This is a genomic window from Paenilisteria rustica (assembly GCF_013820765.1).
Classification (GTDB): Bacteria; Bacillota; Bacilli; order Lactobacillales; family Listeriaceae; genus Listeria_A; species Listeria_A rustica.
Window position 1 is genome coordinate 19,501 of sequence record NZ_JABJVM010000020.1, and the last position, 21,616, is coordinate 41,116.

Consider the following 21,616-nt stretch of genomic DNA (forward strand, 5'->3'; position numbering starts at 1 on the left):
AGGAGTGTTTCCATTGAAGTTAGAGCAAGTAGCTCGATTATTGACAGAAGACGGTTGTTTGATATCTTATCAAGACGGTATTATCAAAGAAGAGCCTGGTGCTTATAGTAATTATCATGAACTAAAGAAGGAAGATAGTGAATGGGTGATGAATTTGATAATAGTTGAGAGACAAAATGAACCTATTATAAAAGAAATAGAAAGATTCACAAATGAGGATGAAGCTGGGACTTATTTTTATATGGATCGCTTGTCATCTTACTGCTCTAAGAAGTATGTTAGGGCATTCATTAGGGAGAATGAAGAGTTTGAGATAGGTACATCATTATTTGGCATGGAAGAGTTAAAGCTGGCATCGGAGAAGATCGGTAGTCAAAATTGTTTATCTGTAGATGAGGACAAATTGGTACAACGTAGTGTTATGGTAAAAGGTATAGGAGAGAAATTATTCCAACTTTACTTTATAAATCATGATTTGAGTAGGGTTGAGATATCGATGCCATTAGATAAGGAAGATGCTTTTTTCTATGCATTTACGAATATGTACTTGTTGTATTTATTGAAGTTGAATGAGATGAAGTTATTGGACCAGAATGAGATTTCTAACGTTTTTTTGGATCGGGATTATATGCAGTTTATAGACTAGTTTAAGTTAGGTGATTAAGCTTATTTTAGAACGATTAAATGAATGGTTCGGTAGTAATGCAAAAAATATAAATTAAAAGATAAAAGTAGGGGGAAATGAGATATGTGGAATGAATTAGATGTATGTAAAAAGGACAAATATAAAGCGCTTATAACAAATTTCGCTAGTTTAAGTGAAGCTTTTTCACAAAAAGTAAGTAGTGGTAAGGTAATTGATATTACTGAGTCAGTTGGGCCGATTGTTAATTCTAAATTTCAAGAAACAGCATTCCAACGAGCATTTGATGCTGTTGGTGAGGATATAGCAAATACAAGTTATGATGTTTCTTTAAAAATTGATGATACTCATAAGTATCTGGTTGGGATTAAATCATTTGGATTTTATTCTGGTGATCAAAAAATTGCTCAATTTAAAGCAAGTAGTGTTGCAGATGGATGGAGTATAATTTTAGCTGAAGCTAGAAGCAACGCTGAAAGACTAAAAGATAAAAATTTAGCTGATAAAGAAAATGCTTCTTTATATCTAGAAATAGCAAGAAAAGTTGCTATATTACGGAATGAGAGAATTGCCTCTTCAAAAGAGCTGGTAAAGGGGTTCGACGCATCCGATGTAAGTGTTAAAGCAGTGTACCATGTGCTAATGCCATCAAAAAAAGGAGAAGCGCCACAGATTCATGTTGGAGAAATAGATTATCTCCCTATTGATATTGAACATATAGAAATTCTTGGCTCAACTGCATTGTCGAAGTCAGCTAATTTTAAGTTTACAGATGGTCAACACATATACAAATATGCAGACGCTGATTCGCAATTATTTATGAGTTTTAATAATAAAGACATTGTTGTTGATACTTGGCATGTGAGCTATTTAGAAGATGCTTTTTCATTTTTTGAAAATCTTCATGAGGAGGCTATAGATTTGCCGAAAGGAAAAAATATTGATACAACTATTTCGTGGATGATTGCTAATGAAGACGGGAATGTAGAAGAAAGCTCTGGATATAATGGTTTTGATGGTGCTACTAAATTACAAAAAAAGAATGGTTATCGGGAAAAGAGAATTGACTCATTTAGAAAAAAATACGAAAATGAATTACCTGAAAGTGATATGAAATTTATTATTTCACATCTGGAAGAATTTCTGTTGAAAGACTATCCCGAAAAAAAAGATAAAAGAAAAAGGAAGAGAATACGATCAGAACTCAGAGAAAAGATAATAATGATTGATAATATAGAAATGAAAAATGAGATTTCTTCTATGATTGATCGTCCTGTAAGTGAAATGTATATTCCAATTCCAGAATCAAGAATGTTTCATTACGAAAATCCAGATTTTTTTGGAGAGAACATCGGAACATTTGAAGATGATTCTAAGAAACTTGCATTAGATAAAGACCAAAGAACTTTTGAATTGGAATTTTTACCTAGTGGGAAAAGAATTACTGCCTATATTAATCAGGAGTATGGAAAGGCCATTCAATCTTTTAATAAGCAAGGAATCTTAGGGGAATGGATTTTGCGAGGTGTATTTCAATTAAAAGAATATGAGCCATTGACTGGTAAGCGATTAAATGATCTAGGAATTAATGCTATCCGTCTTATAAAATTTAACGATGAGAACGTAATCGGCTTAGAGTTTACATGGATTGATGTTGGGAATCCTCCAAATGATGCTATAGGTTGGGTAAGCCGTAGATAGTAAGAAATAATTATTTATTTGAATGTGGAATTATAGCACAAATTTAAGTAAACTTATCAAAAAACAAATAAAAAAAGTAGTAAATAAAAAAAATGTATGATAGAATAAAGGAACGGATGTTCTCTTAGTTCGCGTAACTGAGAGAACAAATTTTTATTTAATAATTTGCGGCGTGCTGCAAATTGTAAGAGGAGTGTTGAAATTTTATGAAAGCACTGAGTTTATTTGCTGGTGTAGGTGGCATAGATCTTGGATTTGAACAAGCCGGTGGTGAGGTAATATGGGCGAACGAAATAGATGAAAAAGCAAGTATTACTTATAAGCAAAATTTTAAAAGCCATCTAGAAGTGAAAGATATTGCCAAAGTGGATACTCAAATGCTCCCTAACTTCGATGTATTATTAGCTGGATTTCCATGTCAAGCCTTTAGTATAGCAGGCTACAGAAAGGGCTTTGAAGATGAGCGAGGAAATTTATTTTTTGAGGTAGATCGAATTATTAAAGATAAGCAACCACCAGTAGTTTTTCTAGAAAATGTTAAAAATCTAGTAAGTCATGATAATGGAAATACCTTTCGAGTTATAAAAGAAGCTCTAGAGGCACACGGATACCATGTTAAACATAGTGTATTAAATGCTAAGGAGTATGGTAACATACCACAAAATAGGGAAAGAATATATATAGTTGGATTCTTAGATAAAGAAGCGTATAAGAACTTTAATTTCCCTGATCCAGTAGAGCTGAAGAAGAAGCTTTCAGACGTTATAGATTTCGCTAAGAAAGTAGATGACAAGTATTATTATTCGGCAGATAAATATAGTTTTTATGATTTACTAGAGGAAAGCGTGGTCTCTCAAAGTAGTATTTATCAGTGGCGAAGACAATATGTTAGGGAAAATAAATCGGGAGTTTGTCCTACTTTAACTGCTAACATGGGTACAGGTGGTCACAATGTACCTTTGATTTTATCTAATCATGGCATAAGAAAGCTTACTCCAAGAGAATGTTTTAATTTAATGGGCTATCCTAAAAATTATAAACTACCAGATGTAGCACAATCACATTTATACAAACAAGCAGGTAACTCAGTTGTAGTCCCTGTAATTAAACAAGTTATGATAGAAGTGTTTGATGCTATTGATGAAGCAAGTAAATATCAAAATAATATTGCACAAGCACAATAGGAGATTATCTGGGAGTCTAAAATAAGGGGGTAGAAATAAGGATTCTATTAGGAGCAAAATACGTATGAAATCAGATTTCATACGTATTTTGCTCTTTAATTTAATATTAAGTAACTAAATAATCATTTTTTGTGCATATGATTTTAGAAGTCCTGTATAATATTTTTTTATTGTATACTGAAAAAAATAGAATCATAAATAATCCCACGAGGTGATACTTTTGAAGAAGACTATAAAAGGTTCTAAATGGTTTTTAATTCTTGCAACGATAGTCTGTTTTATATTACTGGTTATATGTGTATTCACTTTTATGCAAGATCATTCGGCATTTAGCGTGGTAGCCATTGTCATCGTACTGGGCGTAATGCTGATGAATTTTATTTACTTCAAGCGGGAGAATAAATAGAGGACATGTGGTTACAAGCAAAATAGTATAATCTTTGTCACAATTTATCCACCCCAAAACTCCAAAATCCATGTTATACTAAATCATGTGAATATATAAACAAAGGAGTTCCGCGAAATGAAAAAAACTGCCCTTGCATGTATTGCGTTACTGAGTATTGCGTTACTGAGTATTGCGTTAACTGGATGCGCGCAACCTACCGAACAAACTGCTGAACCTACTATATCTCCAAAAATCCCAGCAAACCAACCGCTCACCATCTACCAAGCTACCGATATCCACTATCTCTCGAACACCCTCACTGATGGCAAAAAGGCGTTTAAAACCTACCTCGCGACGGGGGACGGCAAGCAGCAGAATTACATCACCGAAATTACCGATGCTTTTGTGGACGATGTGAAGGCGCAGAAACCGGATGTTCTCGTGCTCAGTGGCGATATTACGAATAATGGTGAAAAGGTCAGCCATGAGGAAATGGCGGAGAAATTGGAGGATATCGAGAAGGCGGGTGTCCAAACCTATGTTATTCCTGGCAACCATGATGTTTCGAACCCTTACGCGCGTAAATTTGAAGGGGATAAGCAGATAAAAGCGGAGGATATTACACCGAAAGAATTTGCTTCGATTTATCATAATTCGGGGTATGATGAGGCGGTGATGCGGGATGATTCAACGCTTAGTTACCTTGCGACAACGTCTAGTGATGTTTGGCTTTTGATGGTGGACACGGCGGATTATGAGAATAATAAGCGGTATGGTGCGCCGGAGACGAACGGTTATATCAGCACGGAGACGTTTGCTTGGATTCAGGAATGTATTGATTTGGCGAAGAAGCATGGTGCGGAGTTGGTTACGGTGACGCATCACAATTTGTTGGATCATAGTGAGCTTTTGACGAAAGGGTTCACGATTGTGCAGAATAAGGAGGCGGTGTCGCTTTTTGCGAAGAATGATATTCCGCTGAACTTGAGTGGGCATGTGCATATTCAAGATATTAGGTCGGAAACGTCGCATGACCGCACGATTTATGATGTTGCGACGAGCTCTATGGCGATGTATCCGCAGCAGTATGGTGTCGTTAACTACGTGCCAAATAAGGGATTGTCTTATAAAACGCAGCGTGTGGACGTGGAAAAATATGCGCGGAAGATAAACTCGAAGGATCCGAATTTGCTCGGTTTTCAGCAGTACTCTAAGGCTTATTTTGGCCAATTTAGCTATACGAAGGCGCTCAGCGATTTATTCATAACTGGAAAATATGATCCAGATGATGTAGAGGAGATGGCAAAAACGATGGAACAGGTCAATTTTGCGTACTTCACGGGGGATAAGAGCTTTTTGAATGGTGTAGAGAAGACACCGGGTTATGCGTTGTGGCAGAAAGCGGACGGGGAGTTTATGACGCAGTATATCGATTATATTGTGGCACATAAATCGAAAAATGACCTCACGTTGGAAATTCCAGAAAGTTAGGTAAAGGAGGAGACCGTAGAAAAACTATTTCACATGATTTCCCCTCCAAACCTCAGCGCGTCGACAAATGCTTAGACTCTAGGCAAAAGCGAGTACCAGCGCGGAGCATACTAGAGTATGTGAGCACTGGAACGGAGTTTTTAACGACGAGAATGAGCGTTTGTCGACACGCTGAGATGGTCAACGGTGGTTTGGCGTGCTATACTTAGTGAGAATGATTATCACTAGGAGGACTATCGATGGCTAAAAATATATCAGAAATTATAATGGAACGACGCAGTATCAAGCAGGTGGACGAGGCGCCAATCGAGCGCGCGGTTATTGACGACATTTTGGAGAAATCGGCTTTTGCACCGTTTCATAGTAAAATAGAACCGTGGCATGTGGCGGTTTTGTCGACAGAAGCGGAGAAGCGCCGTTTTGTGGAGGCGATTGTGAACTCGATGGAGCGGATGCAGGGCGAGCCGTTGACGCATGAGCGACGTGAGCAGATTCGAGCTGGGAATGAGCGCAAGATTGTGGCTCCGCCTTACACGCTGATTGTGACGACAGATATTATCGGGAGTGGCAAGAAGGATTTTGAGGCGATTGCTGCGACGAGTGCGTTTATTCAGAATGTCCAACTTTTGGCATGGGAAGCTGGTCTTGGCGTACTGTGGCGTACGAATAACTTTATTTTTGATCCAGAGGTTGTGACGGAGCTAGGGCTGGATGGTCAGCAGATCGTTGGTTGCCTGCAGATTACGCGGTTCAACGAGGTTCCCGACGCGAAGCCACGCCGTGCAATGGATACGTGGGTTAAGAATTTAGGCGAGTAAAAAATAAGGCTCTAGTCATGCATCACTTGTCTAGGGCATTTTTGTCATTTTGTGCTATAATAGTTGTGTGATTAGTTCGAAAACTAGGAGGGATTCTGATCGTTAATTATCAGGGTAAAAAGTTCACAGTGGTCGAAAACTCGGGAAATGGCGAGGTATCTGAAAAAACGGTTTTTCATTATTTTCAAGATGGCGATGTTATTTCGGGGACATACGAGGGTGGCGAGATTGAGCGTGGCACACTGATTGGCGTTGTTCATAAGGACGGGTCGATTGATTTTCGCTATAATCATGTAAGCGTCCACAAGAAGATTCGAAGCGGGACGTGCCATTCGACACCAGAATTTTTACCAGATGGAAAACTTCGTATGCACGAGAAATGGCAATGGAATGGGCTGGAGAGAGATTCTGGGACATCGATTGTGGAAGAGATTTGAGATGATTATTGCTCCTTTTTTGAGGGGCTTTTTTTAATGGTCTTAAAGAATATTTAATATCAACTATAGGAAGATAGGGGGATTTTCAGTTGGATTCCAATACATAATTTAGACAAATCTGAAAGTAGGCTATGGCGAGTTTACTGATGCCGTTATATGTACATAAAATAACATATTAAATAAAAACGAGTATAAAAGCATATATATCCATCATTATCCAATTATGCTGTTGTATAGCGGAATTCACTCTAATATAATTGAAACTAGATAGAAAAATAGCATAGAGGAGTGAGGTCATGAAGAAAAATCATAAATGGCTCAAAATCACGATGTGCAGTTTAATGGTGACGTTAGTAGCGGCACCACTTTCTGTATTTGGAGCAGATAAGAAAGCGCTAACAGAAAAAGTGCTAGAAATAACCAAATATAAAAAAGTAAACGCAGAAATAGTAACAACCCCCGATCCATCCGAAACAAAGTCTTTCCGAGAATGGTTTGCTGACGGGCGAATTGCTTACGCTGCTGCACAAGCATTAGATTCGTTTACGACATGGGATGTGAGCTATGAAGAATTGTGTACGATAAAGAGTCTACGTATTTTAGCAGATGGCGAAATAGATTTTGGAGGAATTGAGAATTTACCTAACTTAAGGGCGCTTGATTTTAGCGGGAGTACAAATATTTCTGATCTTAGTGCGTTAGAAATAATACCAGGCTTATATGGGTTGAATGTAGACGGCTGTGGGATAACCTCACTCGATTTTTTGAAGTATTTTCCGAAATTAGGATATCTGAGTATCGGAAATAACGCGATACAAGATCTAACTCCCCTAAAAGAGGTGCCGGAATTAGAGTTTCTATATTTTCAAAATATCAAGGTGACTGATTTCTCACCAATCAAAAATTTAACAGGGTTAAATCAATTGTCAGGAGATAATAATAATCTAACTACACTTGATTTTATGAAAAAATTAGTAAACTTAGAGTACGCGACACTGAGCTACAACAAGATTGAAGATCTAACCCCGCTGAAAGAGCTTGTGAACTTGGAGTATTTGAATTTGGAAGATAATCTGGTCAAAGATGTGTCGCCTTTAAGTGGTATGCTGAAGTTGAAAAATTTGGTGCTTAGAGAGAACCAGATAATAGATATGATGCCGTTAAAATCTATAACTTCGCTGGAAAAACTAAACCTGTTAGGAAACCAGATTACTTCTGTGGGTTCGTTGGGTAGCTTAACGAATCTAAAAGAGCTAGTCTTTACAGACAATAAAATAACAGATGCTAGTTTTGTAAATGACTTACCAGATACTATCCAAATCGGTTTACAAATTAATAGGATTATGAATATTAGTAATGTGCATCGATTTGAAGAACGGACAAATTTGGATTTTCGATATCAAGTTTTAGCGATGCCTATGCAATATGGGCGTAAGGATGGCATAGTAAAGGTATGGAATCCGAGTATTGATAGCGGGGGAAAAGCCACGACGAATATTGTACCGTCGTCTTGGCCAAAAGTCCCTAGTTATTATGAAATGGCAACGAATCAAGTGTATTTTACAAATGTGACAGGGTCAGAGGAGTTAGAGTTTTATTTCTATGATACGACAAAACGTTTCACTGGTAGGGTGAATTTCTCTTATCTATTGGCATCAGAGAAGAAAGTTACTTTTGATGCTGAGGATGGGTCTGGATCACAAGAACAGCTTGTATATCCTGGTGAAGTGATAGTGCAACCCAAGAAGCCGATGAAAACAGGGTACGATTTTCAGGGATGGTTTGTGGCAGATGGTAATGCTTCAGGGTTGTGGGATTTTCAGCAAGATAAGATGCCAAATAAGGCACTAACCCTGCGTGCGGGCTGGAAGAAATCTATATATACAGTAACCTATGAGGGGAATGGGGCAGATCCAACGAGTCGACTGCCTGAAGTAGCGTCTTTCAGTATTGGGGATTCGCCTGTGTTGATTGCGACTGGAGTGGAAATACAGCGAAAAGGGTACGATTTCATTGCTTGGAATACGGCAGCGGATGGTTCTGGAATAAGCTATTTGCAAGAAGAAAGTTATGAGATGTTAGAGAGCATGACATTATATGCCATATGGAAGAAAGACATACCGAGTATTATTACACCACCAGTGAAGCCGATTGTTCCGATAAAACCTATCGCGCCAATAAAACCAATAGTTCCAGTACGTCCTGTAAGACCTATTTCACCGACTATTGGGAAGGTAACCAAAGGCCCAAAACAATTGGATACGAGGATACGCAAATCTAAATCATCAACTAACAAAGCATCAAAAAGTAAGGTTGTTACATTACCGTTGACAGGAGATAGTATCGATCCGCTGATATGGTATTGGGGGATATTCAGTGTCTTAGGAGCTACGATATATCTAGTACGAAGAAAGAAAAATTAGGTGAGATCAGCATTGCCGTTATGGCGGCTGTGTTCTCAAATAAATTAGGAAGAAGAAATGGATGAGAGAAAGAAAAAATATTGAGGAGGACGAACAAATGGCGATTCAAGAAATGATGGAACTAAAATCTGGGACAGAGTATAAAGAGATAGAGGCTACAAAGAATCAACAAGTATGGAGTACACGTATACGGTCTCTTGAAATGACGGGAGAAGAAGTGTGTATAGAGGTATTACCAGGGAAATATTATGTCAAAGGGGCACTTCGACTTATTTCTAAAATAACCATTCAAACGACGATGGATGTTACACTGAATGCAAATAAGGAAAAAGCAATCTTTGTTTTTGGCGCAGAGACAAATGGAGAGGCTGGATTTACTAATTTGCCAACATCACAGAATCCCAATTATCTACATGATGTGTATTTGCAGGATATTCGATTGGAATTTCTAACAGTTGAAGAAGGTGGTAAGACTGGTTTAATGCTTTCTTATACCGAACCTAATTTCCTAACATCCCCCTCACTTTTATCCATCACAGGTCCATATGTAGAAAACTATATACCATACAGAGGGACGCGAAATATCACCGTTCGTAATGTGGAAGTAGATGGGAAAAACGCTGGGAAAAATGGTTTCAATTTTGGCGGGATTGACAATTTACGAGTAATCAATTGTGATATAAAGAACATAGGCTACCTCAGTGGTATATCAATAGAGTTTTGCCGTGATGTCATTCTAGATGGAAATCAGGTGACCAATACAGGGCGTGCAGGAATCCAAATATATCGAGGCAACGAAAAAGTGAGCGTAACAAACAATAAAGTGGCAGACTGGATGCAACGTTATGGCGTATATCATTATTATTCTGTCAACAAACCTGATAACAGTACGGAGATGTTTGACGGTGGGATCGATAGTTATGGGCCGAATAATACAGAACTAGTTATTGCAGGAAATCACGTTACGGTAGGATGGGATGAAACGTCACGTGCCAATCATGTTGCCCCAAAAGAAAATCCATGTAATCCAAAAATCATTGAGTTACATGGAGACATTGCTGTTAATCCTATAGATAATGAAACCGGAAAGAGAAGAGCGCTGCCAACAACGCCACACACTCTCTATCTACCCTACCGTCTCAGTGGAGCTAACAATGTTCGCTTCCAAGGAAATACAGCGCAAGTTCGCAGTGTGCATATATTTGGCTTTCTTTTCGTCGCACAGCGAGAAGTATATAGCAATAAAACGGATATTGTCATTGGAGAAGTATCGGACGTGGTTGTGACGGAAAATATGTTGGAATTAGAAGGGGAAATTCGCCTCCCGTTACGTGCGATAACCGTGAAAAAGCGAAATAATGTGGAAAATAATGACGATGGGACAAGTGGGCATGCTACGAGAGGTATCGGTCTGGAAATTTTGGATAATGATTTTCATATAAAGGGGATTATTAATGGGAGTGGACAAACCGGTGTAGTGAGCTCGTTTCCAAAGCAACCACGCTTTATGACGATTCGATTAGGGAAAGAACGGGGGAAGCTGGTTTTATCCGAAGAGGTTTTGTTGCATAATAATCGGATCAATCATCAGCCGTTACAAGGTTATTATTACAATAATTGGGCGAAACCGGATAAGTTACTGGTTGCGAGTCCTGAGAATATAGGGGACACTGTCATTAAACACGTGGCGGTCAATAATAATCGGTTAACCACGCATATGGAAGGGATGGCTTTCGAAACGGTTTTGGATGAGCGAATTGAGGTGCTACATAAATCCTTATTTGTAGAACAAGTCATTTACGATGATGTCACGCCGAGTCCTCTATATCAAAGTCAGTGTTTTCTGCCCATTTGCACGGTGGAATTGCATAAGGGAAATGTCAAAATCGACGAAGCTACGGTTGATAATCAAGGCGCTTTTCTTTTTTTGAATATGGCTCAAAAAGTGGCGGAGAAAACGGCGACGTATTCTTTTGTTGGGAAAGATATTCGTGGCAATCAAGTGGAGCAGGTCGCGATGACGTTACTTTCAGAGGTAGCTATTACGATGGATGCGGATTATACGATTCATGATACGCAGATGACGGGAACGTATGGCAGGGAGATTTACACGATAAAGTTACAAAAAGCAGGTATGATAAAAAATGCGACGCTAGACGGAATGGGGCGGTATACACTTTCTGTAGAGGATTTGTTGATTAGTCCTGGTGATATTTTGGAGCTGATTGGGCTAGATCGACAAGGTGTGGAGCGTTATCGATTACCTGTACGTGTGTTGGAGGCGCCGCTCGATTATACATTGACAGGCAGCGATTATACACTCGGAACGGACCGCATGACGGGGACTTTTGGGCGGGATATTCGAGTCGTTTCTGCAGTCATTCGCGATACGGAGATACCAGTCACGATTACAGGGAGAAATACATTCGAAATCACGGGACTTGTCGCCCAAAATATACGCTGGGAAGACATGTTTGTACTTCGGGGAACAGGCGTGGGTGGCGAAATATGTCAGGAAACGGTGGTTAGCTATCTAGATTTTAGTTTGGCGGTGGTACCTTATGTGATTACCTATCCTGAACGCACGCTAACAGGGACATATGGGCATTCAGTTGCAGGAATTTCATTATGGATTGAAGGCAAAGAAATGCTAGATATACCAATGGATGGAAAAGGTAACTACACGTTAAAAGATACCGTGCTGCTTCTGAACAGTGTATCTAAATTGGTAGAAATCGTGGGGAGAAATGAGTGGGGGCAAGAGTTGAGCCGCGTTCCAGTAGCGATGAGTAGTCTGTTTCAGGTGACGGCGCAAGAGTATACGATCGGAGAAACGGTGACATTTGCTGGAACTCATAGTGAGAGCGTATTCAAAGTTCGGTTATGGGTGAATGGCGCAGTTGCTGAGCAGGCATTGATGGATGGAAATGGGAATTATACTGTTGCGAAGGCATCCACCTCGATTCAAACGGCGAATGATGTGGTCGAGATTGTTGGTGTGAATAAGGTTTACCAAGAGCGCGTTCGGCTGTTAGTTCGTGTGAATGCGCCGAGAGATTATAGTCTAACAACGACTGCTTTTGTGATGAATCAAAGCAAGATTTTGACAGGAACTTTTGGGAAAGATATCATGGCGGTGCGTTTGAGTGTGAATGGCGTGAACAAGACGAGTGCAACGCTGGGCAGTGATGGGAGCTATCGTTTTGAGAATGCTGCGCAGATGATCACGGATGCCACATCGAGAGTGGAAGTACAGGGCGTGGATGGGGCGTTTGTGGAGCGGAAACGAATTCCTGTTGTGGTGACGGTATGGAAGGATTATGATTTGAAAGTAGAGGCGTATCCTGTAGATTATCCACAATTGTTAGGAACTTTTGGGAAAGATATTGCGACCGTTCAAGTGTGGGTCAATGGTATGAATAAAGGGCAGGCGACGAACGTGGCGAACCAAGTCGGTAAATACAGCTTTATGGAAATGCGGAAATATGGGATTGTAGCAACGAGTAAAGTGGACGTGAGAGGGTTAGACGTAGCGAAGAAAGTGCAGGTCATCACGCCAGTTGTTGTAAAACCAGCCTTACAAGCAACATTAACGGCGCCTGTGAATTACAAATTGGGGACGAAGGAAATAACGGGGACATGTGGGAAAGATTTAGCTTATGTCCGCTTTTCTGTCAATGGTGTGATTAAGCAACAGGCGACGATTGATCGGGTCACGAATAAATATAAAATAACGTATGCGAATAATTTTATTTCGGTGACGACCAATAAAGTGGAAATCATTGGATTGGACAAGGGATATGTAGAAATGCGCCGCGTGTCGATACCTGTGATTAAGTGATGTGAAAATTAGACTAAAAATTTGATTTTAATGCTTCAAAGATTTTTACCAGATGGAAAACTTCGTATGCACGAGAAATGGCAATGGAATGGGCTGGAGAGAGATTCTGGGACATCGATTGTGGAAGAGATTTGAGAGTTTTTTGCTCCTTTTTGAGGGGCTTTTTGCAATTAACCCACACAATTTGACTCGCTTTATACTTATATGATACAATTTGGATGCTATAAATAAAACTAAAAAGGAGTAGGGGTTTATGAAAAAGAGAATTGTTAGTTCTATTATTGCAGTGATGCTAGTTTTTATTTTACCAATATCGGCACTTGCAGCATCTGTGAGTGGCACGTATGATTTTAAAGGTGGGTTGTATACGCGGAGTTTTGACATGGGTGCTGGAAATTCAGTGAGGGTAACAACAACGCCAACGAAATGGCCAGCTGGAAAATTTCATATAACATTAACTTTACAGCAAAGTCTTGGCTATATTGGTTGGGCAAAAACGGATGCTTCGTGGAATTATTCTCATGTAAAGGATACATCAGCTAAGTTATATGCGAAAGGGCGTGGAGTATATAGAGTTTATATGAAATCAAGCATACTGCCAAATAGCCAACCGTTTAAAGGGAATGTACGTATTGACTAAATTATAATTAAAGGAGCAACTAGCATGGACATAACGTATGATCCATTTCTTATTATTATCTTGGCGATTTCGATTCTTGTCGTGATGGTGATAACTTTGGTATTTCTTTTGAAGGCGAAAAAGTTTGATAGGTATTATTTTGCGACGATATTGTTTGGTGTTTATTTGGTATTTTTGATTAAGTTTGTGATTTTTCCGTTTACGATATTTGGGAATTTGCTGGATGCAGGGAGTTATGCGATAACGGATTATGTGAATGTTATACCGTTTATGCAAGGTGCGGGTTTATATCAAATTATGGGGAATGTGATGTTGCTTTTTCCTTTTGGTGTTTATGTGAGTGTGATCAAGCCGAAACTATCTTTTGGGAGGGTTTTCTGTGTCGGTTTACTTACTTCGGTGATGATTGAATCTGTACAGCTATTTTTAGATATTGTGTTTATTTATCCGAATCATTTTATGGATATTACAGATGTTATTCTGAATGTGAGTGGGTTTGTTTTGGGTTGCCTGATTTGTCGAATATCATTTATACGGAATATGTATCAGATAGAAAAAAATTGATGCTTGGAATGCTAGATATAGCCTTCTCTGGTCCGTTTTGTGAAAAAGCTAACTAATCTAAAAAGACAAACTATTTGTTGACATCTGATTTTGGAGATGGTAAGATACATCCAATCATAAAAATTATACAGTCCTTATTAAGAGTTGGGGGAGGAACCTGGTCCTTTGATCCCACAGCAACCTCTAGTGATAGAACGGTGCTAATTCCAGCAGGCGAGCGTTTTTGGCCTGGCAAATGGGGAGAAGAGGGATCTCTTTTCCAAATTCGGAAGGGAGGTTCTTTTTTGTCTTAATTCATAGTAAATGCATCGGATATATATGTTTTAAACAGAAAGTGGGGATGAGATGAGTCGAATCGTGATTTTGTCTGGGAGTCCATCGGCGCAATCGGGGACGGATAAGGTTTTGCGGTATGCTGGCGGGATTTTGCAAGGGGATGGGGTGGAGGTCGGTTTTCACTCGGTGCGGGATTTTGATGCGGAGGTGCTGGTGAACGCGAATTTTAAGGATGCGCGAATCGGGGAATTGGTTGCGGATATTGAGGCGGCGGATGGTGTTATTGTGGGTTCGCCGGTTTATAAGGCTTCGTATACGGGTGTTTTGAAGGCGGTTCTGGATTTGTTACCGGAGAATATTTTGAAAAATAAGGTTGTTCTGCCGATTATGTCTGGTGGGAGCAGTGGGCATGTGTTGGCGATTGATTTTGCGCTCAAACCGTTACTTGGTGTGTTGAAGGGCGAGGTTTTGCAAGGGGTTTATGTGGTGGATGCGCAGGTGGATAAGGCGGCGGTTGTGCCGATTCGGGATGTGGAGTTGGAACAGCGGTTGCGTGGGCAGTTGGCGGAATTGGTCGTGGCGATTGATAGACGTGAGGTTGGACAAATTAGTTAAAAAGGGGGACGAGTGAGATGGCGGAAAATTTATCGATTGTGGTTTGGGCGAAACAGGGTTGTGCGTATTGTGCGGAGGTGAAGGATTATTTGACGAAGGAGGGGCACGAGTTTCAGGTGGTCGATGTGACGGATTACGATGAGCAGCGGGATATTTTGCAGGCGAAATACGGGGTGCGTTATGTTCCAGTGGTAGAAATTGGTCGGGGGCATACATATCGGGGCGTTACGGAGCTCGGTTTGCCAGCGCTTGAATTGGCTTTGAGGGAGGCGGAGAAATGGGATTTAGACTCAGTTTATTAGATCAGAGTCCGATTGCGGATGGAAAAAGTGCGTATCAGGCGTTGCAGCAGACGATTGCGCTTGCGGAGAAGGCCGAGGAATGGGGATATCACAGGTTTTGGGTGTCAGAGCATCATGATACGAAGTTGCTGGCTGGTGTTTCGCCGGAGGTTTTGGTGTCGCATTTGTTGGCGCGGACGGAACGGATTCGGGTTGGTTCGGGTGGCGTGATGTTGCAGCATTATAGTGCGTATAAGGTTGCGGAGAACTTCCAATTGTTAGCTACTTTAGCGCCGAATCGAGTGGATTTAGGTGTTGGGAAGGCGCCTGGTGGTTTGCCGCTCTCGACGAAGGCTTTACAGTTTGGTCGGTCGGAAAAAGCGGATTTTGAGGAGCAGTTGGCGCTTTTGAAGCAGTTCGTGGATGATGAGGTGCCTGCGGATCATGTGTTGGCGGGTGTTGGCGTTGATCCTGAACCGCCAACGAAGCCGGAGATTTTCTTGCTTGGTGCGAGTGTGGCGAGTGCGGAATTGGCGGGCGCGCAAGGTGTGAATTATTGTTTTGCGAAATTTATTAATAGTGATGAGGTGGCGCTTGGTGAGGCGGTGACGGCGTTTCGGGCGGCGAATCCGGATGGCGAATTGATTATTGCGGTTCCGGTTTTGGCGGCGGATACGGAAGACGCGGCACGAGCGCTTGCGGGTGAGCAGAAAGTGGTGCGGGTGACGCTTTCGACGGGTGTTTCGGTGACGGTGCAGACGGTGGCGCAGGCGGAGGAATTTGCGAGACAGGCTGGTGCGGTTGATTTCGAGATTGAGGAGCGTGTGGCGGATATTATCGTTGGGACGGCGCAGCAGGTGAAGGCGGAATTGGTGCGATTACGGGCGACGTTTGATGTGGATGAATTTGTTATTCATACGCCGGTTGCGGAGCAGGACGCGCGGTTTCGGTCAGTGCAGTTGATTAGTGAGGCAATTTTGACGGTGGATGTGAGATGAGGAAGGGGAAATGATCGATGGGAAAAATTAAATTTGGCGTGATGTTGCATGGTCCTGGCGGGCACATGAATGCTTGGAAACATGAGAGTGTGCCAGCGGATGCGAGTGTGAATTTTGAATTTTATAAGGAACAGGCTTTGAAGGCTGAGGCGGCTGGGTTTACGCTTGCTTTTGTGGCGGATGGGTTGTTTATAAATGAGAAGTCGATTCCGCATTTTTTGAATCGGTTCGAGCCTTTGACGGTGCTTTCGGGATTGGCTGCGGTGACGTCGCGGATTGGGCTGGTTGGAACGCTTTCGACGTCTTATAGTGAGCCATATACGGTGGCGCGGCAGTTCGGGTCGCTGGATTTGATTAGTAATGGTCGGGCTGGTTGGAACGCGGTGACGTCGCCTCTTGAGGGTTCGGCGAATAATTATAGTAAGAAAACGCACCCGGAACATGCGCTGCGTTATGAGATTGCGGTGGAGCATTTGGAGGTCGTGAAGGGGCTTTGGGATTCGTGGGAGGACGATGCGTTTGTGCGGGACCGCGAGACTGGGCAGTTTTTTGATCGGGAGAAGTTGCATCGTTTGAATCACCAGGGACGATTTTTCTCGGTGGAGGGACCGCTGAATATTGGTCGTTCGAAGCAGGGGCAACCGGTGATTTTTCAGGCTGGGGCGTCGGAGCCAGGTAAGGATTTGGCGGCTAAGAGTGCGGACGCAGTGTTTACGAATGGAGGGTCGCTTGAGGAGGCGCAGGCGTTTTATGCGGATGTGAAGGCACGGACGGTGGCGAATGGTCGGAATGCAGATGAGATTAAGATTTTCCCTGGTTTTGCGCCGATTGTTGGAGTGACGCAGGCGGACGCGGATGCTAAATATGAGAAAATTAAGAATTTGGTTTCGGATGAGGAGGCACTCGCGTATCTTGGACGGTTTTTCGATCATTTTGATTTCGGTAAGTTTCCGCTGGACGAGCCGTTTCCTGATATTGGGACGGTTGGTGAGAATAGTTTCCGGGCGACGACGCAGAAAATTAAGGCGGATGCGAAGCGTGAGAATTTGACGTTGCGTGAGGTGGCGCTTCGGGTGACGACGCCAAAATCGGCTTTTGTGAGCACGCCGGAGCGGATTGCGGATGAGTTAATCGCTTGGTTTGATGGCAAGGCGGCGGATGGCTTTATTTTCGGAGCGCCAGTTTTGGGCGAGGGATTAGATGATTTCGTTGCAAAAGTGATTCCGATTTTGGAGGCTCGCGGGTATTATGACCGAGAATATGCGAGTGATACGTTGCGTGGAAATTTGGATTTGCCATTTAAGGAAAGCCGTTACGCGAGCAAGGTTGAGGCACAAAACTAATGGGCTGGAGCATAACCTCGATAAATCGGCGGCAAGCGTTCGCATTCCGCAAATTTGTTTAAAGCGGAATATTCGTCCTACTCGAAATAATAGAGTGACAGTTTTTGCTTTATTTGGAGGTTTGATCAATCTAAAAAAACTAAGGAGGAATTTTTGTGGGGGATGTTATTCGGTTAGCGAAGTTGGAAGATGCGGCGGTTGTGCACGATGTTTCGATTCGGGGGTACAAGCCGCTGAAGGATATGGATATCAAATTTGTTGGGGCGACGGCGGATTTGGCGACGGTAGAGGAGAATATTAGGCGTAATGCGAACTATGTTTTGGAGCGTGATGGGCGGATTATCGCGACGGTGACGGTGGCTTTTCCGTGGGCTTTAGGTGAGCGCTCGATTCAGCCGTATCCATTTATTTGGTGGTTCGCGGTGGACCCGGATTTCAAGCGGCAAGGTGTTGGGACGACGCTTTTGGATTATGTGGAGGAGCAGGTTTTGGTGGCTCAGATTAAGGCTCCAGCGGTTTACTTGGCGACGGCGACGCGGCACCCTTGGCTCGTTTCGATTTATGAGCATCGCGGATATGTTGGATTTTATGAGCATGAATATGAAGGGGATAATATTGTTTTCTTGCGGAAAGTTTTGGATGAATCGCTGTTTGCTGAATTAGGCGACGTGGATGTGCTAGTTAATTCGAATTAAGGGGAGATTGGATGAAAAAGTGGATTTTTGGGGCGTTGTTAGTGGTGGCAAGTGGTGTTTTGCTCGCGGGTTGTGGGCTTGGAACGGATACGGGGGCGTCGAGTGATGCGCTTTCGAAAGATGGTAAGGATGTTAAAACGATTGTGGTTGGGACTGGGACACAATTTCCGAATATCTGCTTTATTGATGATAAGGGGAATTTGACGGGGTACGACGTGGAACTTGTAAAGGCGCTGGATAAGAAGTTGCCGCAGTACAAGTTTGAGTTTAAAACGATGGATTTTTCGAATTTATTACTGAGTTTGCAAACTAATAAAATCGACTTCGTGGCGCATCAAATGGAAGTGAATGATGAGCGTAAGGAGAAGTTTTTATTTAATAAGGAGCCATATAATGTTTTTCCGCTGCAGGTGGCGGTGAACAAGGATAATACGGATATTAAGTCGGTCGCGGATCTCGCTGGGAAGACGGCGATTGTGAGTGCGACGAGTAATTCGGCGGTGTATTTGGAGAAATATAATAAGGAGCATGGGGATAAAATTAATATCGTGTATTCGGGTACGGGGAACAATGATGCGACCAATCAAATTCGGACGGGGCGCGCGGATGCTACGATTACAACGCCATTCGCGGTGAAATTACTGAATGAACAGGCGGATGCTCAGCAAAAAGTTGTCGGGGATCCTATGCTGAACTCGAAGGTTTTCTTCTTGTTACGCAAAAATGAGTCGCAGTTGTCGGATGATTTGGACGGGGCGCTGAAGGAATTGAAGGAAGAAGGCGTTGTTAGTAAGTTGAGTAAGAAATGGCTTGGTGCTGACTACACGGTTGATTTTTAAAGAATAGATCCTAGGCTAGATAAATCGGCGACAAGCGCTCGCATTTCACGATTTTAGTGGACTTCCGGTTCTCACATACACTAGTATGCTCCGCTTCCGGCTTCCACCAAAATCATGAAATACAACCGCTTTCGCTCGATTTGTTTAAAGCAGGATGTAGCTTTTACATTTTAAAGAATAAGGGGTGGAACGCGGATGGGGAAGGCGTTTGATTGGCATTTGATTTTTGACTTTATTCCGACATTGCTGGAATATTTAATGATAACGTTGCAGGTTTTGTTTTATGCAACGGTGATTGGACTTGTTTTAGGGCTGATTTTGGCGGTGATTCGGTTGTTTCGGGTGCCGGTTTTGAGTCAGTTGGTAATCGTATTTCTTTCCTTTATTCGCGGGACGCCGATGTTGATTCAGTTATTTTTGGTGTTTTATGGTTTGCCAGCGTTATTGCTCGTGTTTGGCGTCGATATTTCGCGGATGGCGCCGGCGTATTTCGTGATTGTGACTTACGCGCTCAGGGATGGGGCGATTTTCTCGGAGATTTTCCGAAGCGCGATCAAAGGCGTGGATTATGGGCAAACGGAAGCCGCGATGTCGGTTGGTATGAGTCCGATGCAGAGCTTTTTCCGAATTGTGCTGCCGCAAAGTGCGAGTATCGCGTTTCCGAACGTGGCGAATTCGGTGATTAGTTCGCTGAAGGATACATCGCTCGCGTTCACGATTGGGCTGATGGACATGATGGGGCGCGGCGAAGCACTGATTGCGGCGACGGCTCACGCGCTAGAAGTCTACATCGCGATGTCGATTATTTATTACGCGGTTGTGCTGATTCTAGAGCAGGCGGCGAAAGTATTTGAAAAACGCGCGAATCGTCATAAAGCACCAGTCGTAGTTTTAGACTAAAAAAGGAGGCGAACCAAACGATGCAACTCGATTATCCGTTTATTTGGGAGGCTTTTAAAGAAATTTTGACGGCGCTCCCGCTTACCTTAATGCTCACTTTTGTACCCCTGATTGTTGGTTTTTTGATTGGACTTGGCGTCGCGCTAGCACGTATTTATCGCGTCAAGGGCGTCTATCATGTGGCGAATGGCTATGTGTCCTTTGTCCGCGGAACGCCAATCGTGATGCATATTATGTTGATTTATTTCGGTTTGCCACTTTTGCTCGACAGTCTGGCGAAGCGCTACGACTGGTCATTCAATATCAACGGCGTACCAATTACGATTTTTGTACTTATCGCATTGTCACTTAGCGCTGGGGCGTATCTTTCCGAGATTATCCGTTCTGGTATTGTCGCTGTTCCAAGCGGTCAAATCGAGGCGGGATACTCGGTCGGGATGACCAAATTCCAAGTGATGACGCGTATTATTTTACCGCAAGCACTCGCGCAGTCGATTCCGAATTTGACGAATGTCACGGTTGGCTTTTTGCAGGCATCGTCTATCGCTTTCCTTGTATCCGTCAAAGAAATCACGGGAACTGCGCAGATCGTGGCCTCAAGCAACCTCAAGTTTCTCGAGGCATTCATCGCGGCAGGCCTGCTATATTGGGGCGTCACAATCATCATCGAACTAATCGCGTCACACATCGACCGCAGAGCCACGGCCTATAACCAGGGAGGGATTGGATGATACGCTTACAAGGAATTAAAAAGCAATTCGGTGAACAAGAGGTGCTAAAAGGCATCGATTTAACGATAAATAAAGGCGAGGTGATTACTATTCTAGGCCCCAGCGGCTCGGGAAAAACGACACTCTTGCGTTGCCTCAATTACTTAGAAAAACCAAATGGTGGCTTAATCGAAATCGGCGACGTGAGCGTAGCCACCGAAAAAGCGACGAAAAAAGATATCATAGCTCTGCGCAAACAAACCGCGATGGTGTTCCAACATTACAATCTATTCGCGCATAAAACCGTGATTCAAAACGTGATGGAAGGCCTGATTATCGCCCAAAAAGTCAAAAAAGCCGAAGCTCGCGAGCGCAGCGAAGCCATTCTCGCAAAAGTCGGGCTCGGCGATAAACTCGATTTTTATCCAAGCCAGCTTTCAGGTGGACAGCAACAACGCGTCGGCATTGCGCGAGCACTCGTCCTAAATCCTGAAGTTATCCTGTTTGACGAACCGACCTCGGCACTCGATCCAGAGCTCGTTGGTGAAGTTTTGGCTGTGATAAAATCCATCGCGGAAGAAGGCATGACCATGGTTGTCGTCACGCACGAGATGCAATTCGCGAAAGAAGTCTCCGATCACGTCCTGTTCATGGCAGATGGTGTTGTGGTAGAAGAAGGAAGCCCAGCAGAATTATTCGGCGCGCCAAAACAAGAACGAACCCGCCAATTTTTGAAACGGATATCCGGCGATGTAGCCGTTCCGCCAGTAGTTATACCGCTAAAAGAAGCGTGGATTGCGACACCTTCCAACCCAACAGCGTTCTGAAT

At 42.6% G+C, this 21,616-nt stretch carries 20 protein-coding genes and 1 riboswitch; all 20 genes read left to right on the forward strand.

The features are described from left to right. Positions 1-13: 13 nt before the first annotated feature. The 20 genes from HPK16_RS14405 to HPK16_RS14495 all read left to right on the forward strand — a co-directional run bounded on the left by HPK16_RS14405 (position 14) and on the right by HPK16_RS14495 (position 21,614). The gene (locus HPK16_RS14405; RefSeq protein WP_181677614.1) at positions 14-646 is read left to right on the forward strand and encodes a hypothetical protein; all 633 of its coding nucleotides are present in this window, start codon (positions 14-16) and stop codon (positions 644-646) included. A gap of 102 nt (positions 647-748) precedes the next feature. Continuing rightward, entirely contained in the window at positions 749-2,344 is a 1,596-nt protein-coding gene (locus HPK16_RS14410) for a hypothetical protein (RefSeq protein ID WP_181677615.1), read from the forward strand. Between the two features lie 206 nt (positions 2,345-2,550). After that, positions 2,551-3,528, forward strand: a complete 978-nt coding sequence (locus tag HPK16_RS14415; RefSeq protein ID WP_181677616.1) for a DNA cytosine methyltransferase — start codon at positions 2,551-2,553, stop codon at positions 3,526-3,528. A gap of 523 nt (positions 3,529-4,051) precedes the next feature. Further along, entirely contained in the window at positions 4,052-5,407 is a 1,356-nt protein-coding gene (locus HPK16_RS14420; RefSeq protein WP_181677617.1) for a metallophosphoesterase, read from the forward strand. Positions 5,408-5,646: 239 nt separating this feature from the next. Further along, a complete protein-coding gene (locus tag HPK16_RS14425; RefSeq protein WP_181677618.1) occupies positions 5,647-6,225 on the forward strand; it encodes a nitroreductase family protein in 579 nt (192 codons plus the stop codon). Between the two features lie 98 nt (positions 6,226-6,323). Then, complete coding sequence (locus HPK16_RS14430; protein ID WP_036094577.1) at positions 6,324-6,662, forward strand: avidin-fold protein; 339 nt, start codon at positions 6,324-6,326, stop codon at positions 6,660-6,662. 296 nt (positions 6,663-6,958) lie between these two features. Next, positions 6,959-9,085, forward strand: coding sequence for a leucine-rich repeat domain-containing protein (locus HPK16_RS14435; RefSeq protein WP_181677619.1), 2,127 nt, complete (start codon positions 6,959-6,961; stop codon positions 9,083-9,085). Between the two features lie 61 nt (positions 9,086-9,146). After that, positions 9,147-12,926 (forward strand): right-handed parallel beta-helix repeat-containing protein, encoded by a 3,780-nt coding sequence (locus HPK16_RS14440; RefSeq protein ID WP_181677620.1) that lies wholly within the window; start codon positions 9,147-9,149, stop codon positions 12,924-12,926. Between the two features lie 30 nt (positions 12,927-12,956). Next, positions 12,957-13,061, forward strand: a complete 105-nt coding sequence (locus HPK16_RS17250) for an avidin-fold protein (RefSeq protein WP_484549370.1) — start codon at positions 12,957-12,959, stop codon at positions 13,059-13,061. A gap of 118 nt (positions 13,062-13,179) precedes the next feature. Then, a complete protein-coding gene (locus tag HPK16_RS14445) occupies positions 13,180-13,566 on the forward strand; it encodes a hypothetical protein (RefSeq protein WP_181677621.1) in 387 nt (128 codons plus the stop codon). A 24-nt stretch (positions 13,567-13,590) separates the two neighbouring features. Further along, a complete protein-coding gene (locus HPK16_RS14450; protein ID WP_181677622.1) occupies positions 13,591-14,130 on the forward strand; it encodes a VanZ family protein in 540 nt (179 codons plus the stop codon). Between the two features lie 131 nt (positions 14,131-14,261). Next, a riboswitch (SAM riboswitch) is annotated at positions 14,262-14,372 on the forward strand. A 103-nt stretch (positions 14,373-14,475) separates the two neighbouring features. Then, positions 14,476-15,021, forward strand: a complete 546-nt coding sequence (ssuE, locus tag HPK16_RS14455) for an NADPH-dependent FMN reductase (RefSeq protein WP_181677623.1) — start codon at positions 14,476-14,478, stop codon at positions 15,019-15,021. A 17-nt stretch (positions 15,022-15,038) separates the two neighbouring features. After that, a complete protein-coding gene (locus HPK16_RS14460; protein ID WP_181677624.1) occupies positions 15,039-15,323 on the forward strand; it encodes a glutaredoxin family protein in 285 nt (94 codons plus the stop codon). Then, positions 15,299-16,300, forward strand: coding sequence for an LLM class flavin-dependent oxidoreductase (locus HPK16_RS14465; protein ID WP_181677625.1), 1,002 nt, complete (start codon positions 15,299-15,301; stop codon positions 16,298-16,300). The genes HPK16_RS14460 and HPK16_RS14465 overlap by 25 nt, the downstream gene beginning before the upstream one ends. Before the next feature lie 17 nt (positions 16,301-16,317). Further along, positions 16,318-17,643 carry an LLM class flavin-dependent oxidoreductase gene (locus tag HPK16_RS14470; protein ID WP_181677626.1) on the forward strand — a complete coding sequence of 442 codons (1,326 nt, stop codon included), beginning with the start codon at positions 16,318-16,320 and terminating at the stop codon, positions 17,641-17,643. A 155-nt stretch (positions 17,644-17,798) separates the two neighbouring features. Next, complete coding sequence (locus HPK16_RS14475) at positions 17,799-18,338, forward strand: GNAT family N-acetyltransferase (protein WP_181677627.1); 540 nt, start codon at positions 17,799-17,801, stop codon at positions 18,336-18,338. Positions 18,339-18,349: 11 nt separating this feature from the next. Then, entirely contained in the window at positions 18,350-19,177 is an 828-nt protein-coding gene (locus HPK16_RS14480) for an amino acid ABC transporter substrate-binding protein (RefSeq protein WP_181677628.1), read from the forward strand. 195 nt (positions 19,178-19,372) lie between these two features. After that, positions 19,373-20,077, forward strand: a complete 705-nt coding sequence (locus HPK16_RS14485) for an amino acid ABC transporter permease (RefSeq protein WP_181677629.1) — start codon at positions 19,373-19,375, stop codon at positions 20,075-20,077. A 20-nt stretch (positions 20,078-20,097) separates the two neighbouring features. Next, complete coding sequence (locus HPK16_RS14490) at positions 20,098-20,808, forward strand: amino acid ABC transporter permease (RefSeq protein ID WP_181677630.1); 711 nt, start codon at positions 20,098-20,100, stop codon at positions 20,806-20,808. Further along, positions 20,805-21,614 carry an amino acid ABC transporter ATP-binding protein gene (locus HPK16_RS14495; protein ID WP_181677631.1) on the forward strand — a complete coding sequence of 270 codons (810 nt, stop codon included), beginning with the start codon at positions 20,805-20,807 and terminating at the stop codon, positions 21,612-21,614. The genes HPK16_RS14490 and HPK16_RS14495 overlap by 4 nt, the downstream gene beginning before the upstream one ends. Positions 21,615-21,616: the final 2 nt, after the last annotated feature.

Excerpts from the sequence above, each read along its gene's own strand:
- HPK16_RS14410 (WP_181677615.1), top strand. The coding sequence starts at position 749 with ATGTGGAATGAATTAGATGTATGTAAAAAGGACAAATATAAAGCGCTT.
- HPK16_RS14415 (WP_181677616.1), top strand. The coding sequence starts at position 2,551 with ATGAAAGCACTGAGTTTATTTGCTGGTGTAGGTGGCATAGATCTTGGA.
- HPK16_RS14420 (WP_181677617.1), top strand. The coding sequence starts at position 4,052 with ATGAAAAAAACTGCCCTTGCATGTATTGCGTTACTGAGTATTGCGTTA.
- HPK16_RS14425 (WP_181677618.1), top strand. The coding sequence starts at position 5,647 with ATGGCTAAAAATATATCAGAAATTATAATGGAACGACGCAGTATCAAG.
- HPK16_RS14435 (WP_181677619.1), top strand. The coding sequence starts at position 6,959 with ATGAAGAAAAATCATAAATGGCTCAAAATCACGATGTGCAGTTTAATG.
- HPK16_RS14440 (WP_181677620.1), top strand. The coding sequence starts at position 9,147 with ATGAGAGAAAGAAAAAATATTGAGGAGGACGAACAAATGGCGATTCAA.
- HPK16_RS17250 (WP_484549370.1), top strand. The coding sequence starts at position 12,957 with ATGCTTCAAAGATTTTTACCAGATGGAAAACTTCGTATGCACGAGAAA.
- HPK16_RS14445 (WP_181677621.1), top strand. The coding sequence starts at position 13,180 with ATGAAAAAGAGAATTGTTAGTTCTATTATTGCAGTGATGCTAGTTTTT.
- HPK16_RS14450 (WP_181677622.1), top strand. The coding sequence starts at position 13,591 with ATGGACATAACGTATGATCCATTTCTTATTATTATCTTGGCGATTTCG.
- ssuE (WP_181677623.1), top strand. The coding sequence starts at position 14,476 with ATGAGTCGAATCGTGATTTTGTCTGGGAGTCCATCGGCGCAATCGGGG.
- HPK16_RS14460 (WP_181677624.1), top strand. The coding sequence starts at position 15,039 with ATGGCGGAAAATTTATCGATTGTGGTTTGGGCGAAACAGGGTTGTGCG.
- HPK16_RS14465 (WP_181677625.1), top strand. The coding sequence starts at position 15,299 with ATGGGATTTAGACTCAGTTTATTAGATCAGAGTCCGATTGCGGATGGA.
- HPK16_RS14470 (WP_181677626.1), top strand. The coding sequence starts at position 16,318 with ATGGGAAAAATTAAATTTGGCGTGATGTTGCATGGTCCTGGCGGGCAC.
- HPK16_RS14480 (WP_181677628.1), top strand. The coding sequence starts at position 18,350 with ATGAAAAAGTGGATTTTTGGGGCGTTGTTAGTGGTGGCAAGTGGTGTT.
- HPK16_RS14485 (WP_181677629.1), top strand. The coding sequence starts at position 19,373 with ATGGGGAAGGCGTTTGATTGGCATTTGATTTTTGACTTTATTCCGACA.
- HPK16_RS14490 (WP_181677630.1), top strand. The coding sequence starts at position 20,098 with ATGCAACTCGATTATCCGTTTATTTGGGAGGCTTTTAAAGAAATTTTG.
- HPK16_RS14495 (WP_181677631.1), top strand. The coding sequence starts at position 20,805 with ATGATACGCTTACAAGGAATTAAAAAGCAATTCGGTGAACAAGAGGTG.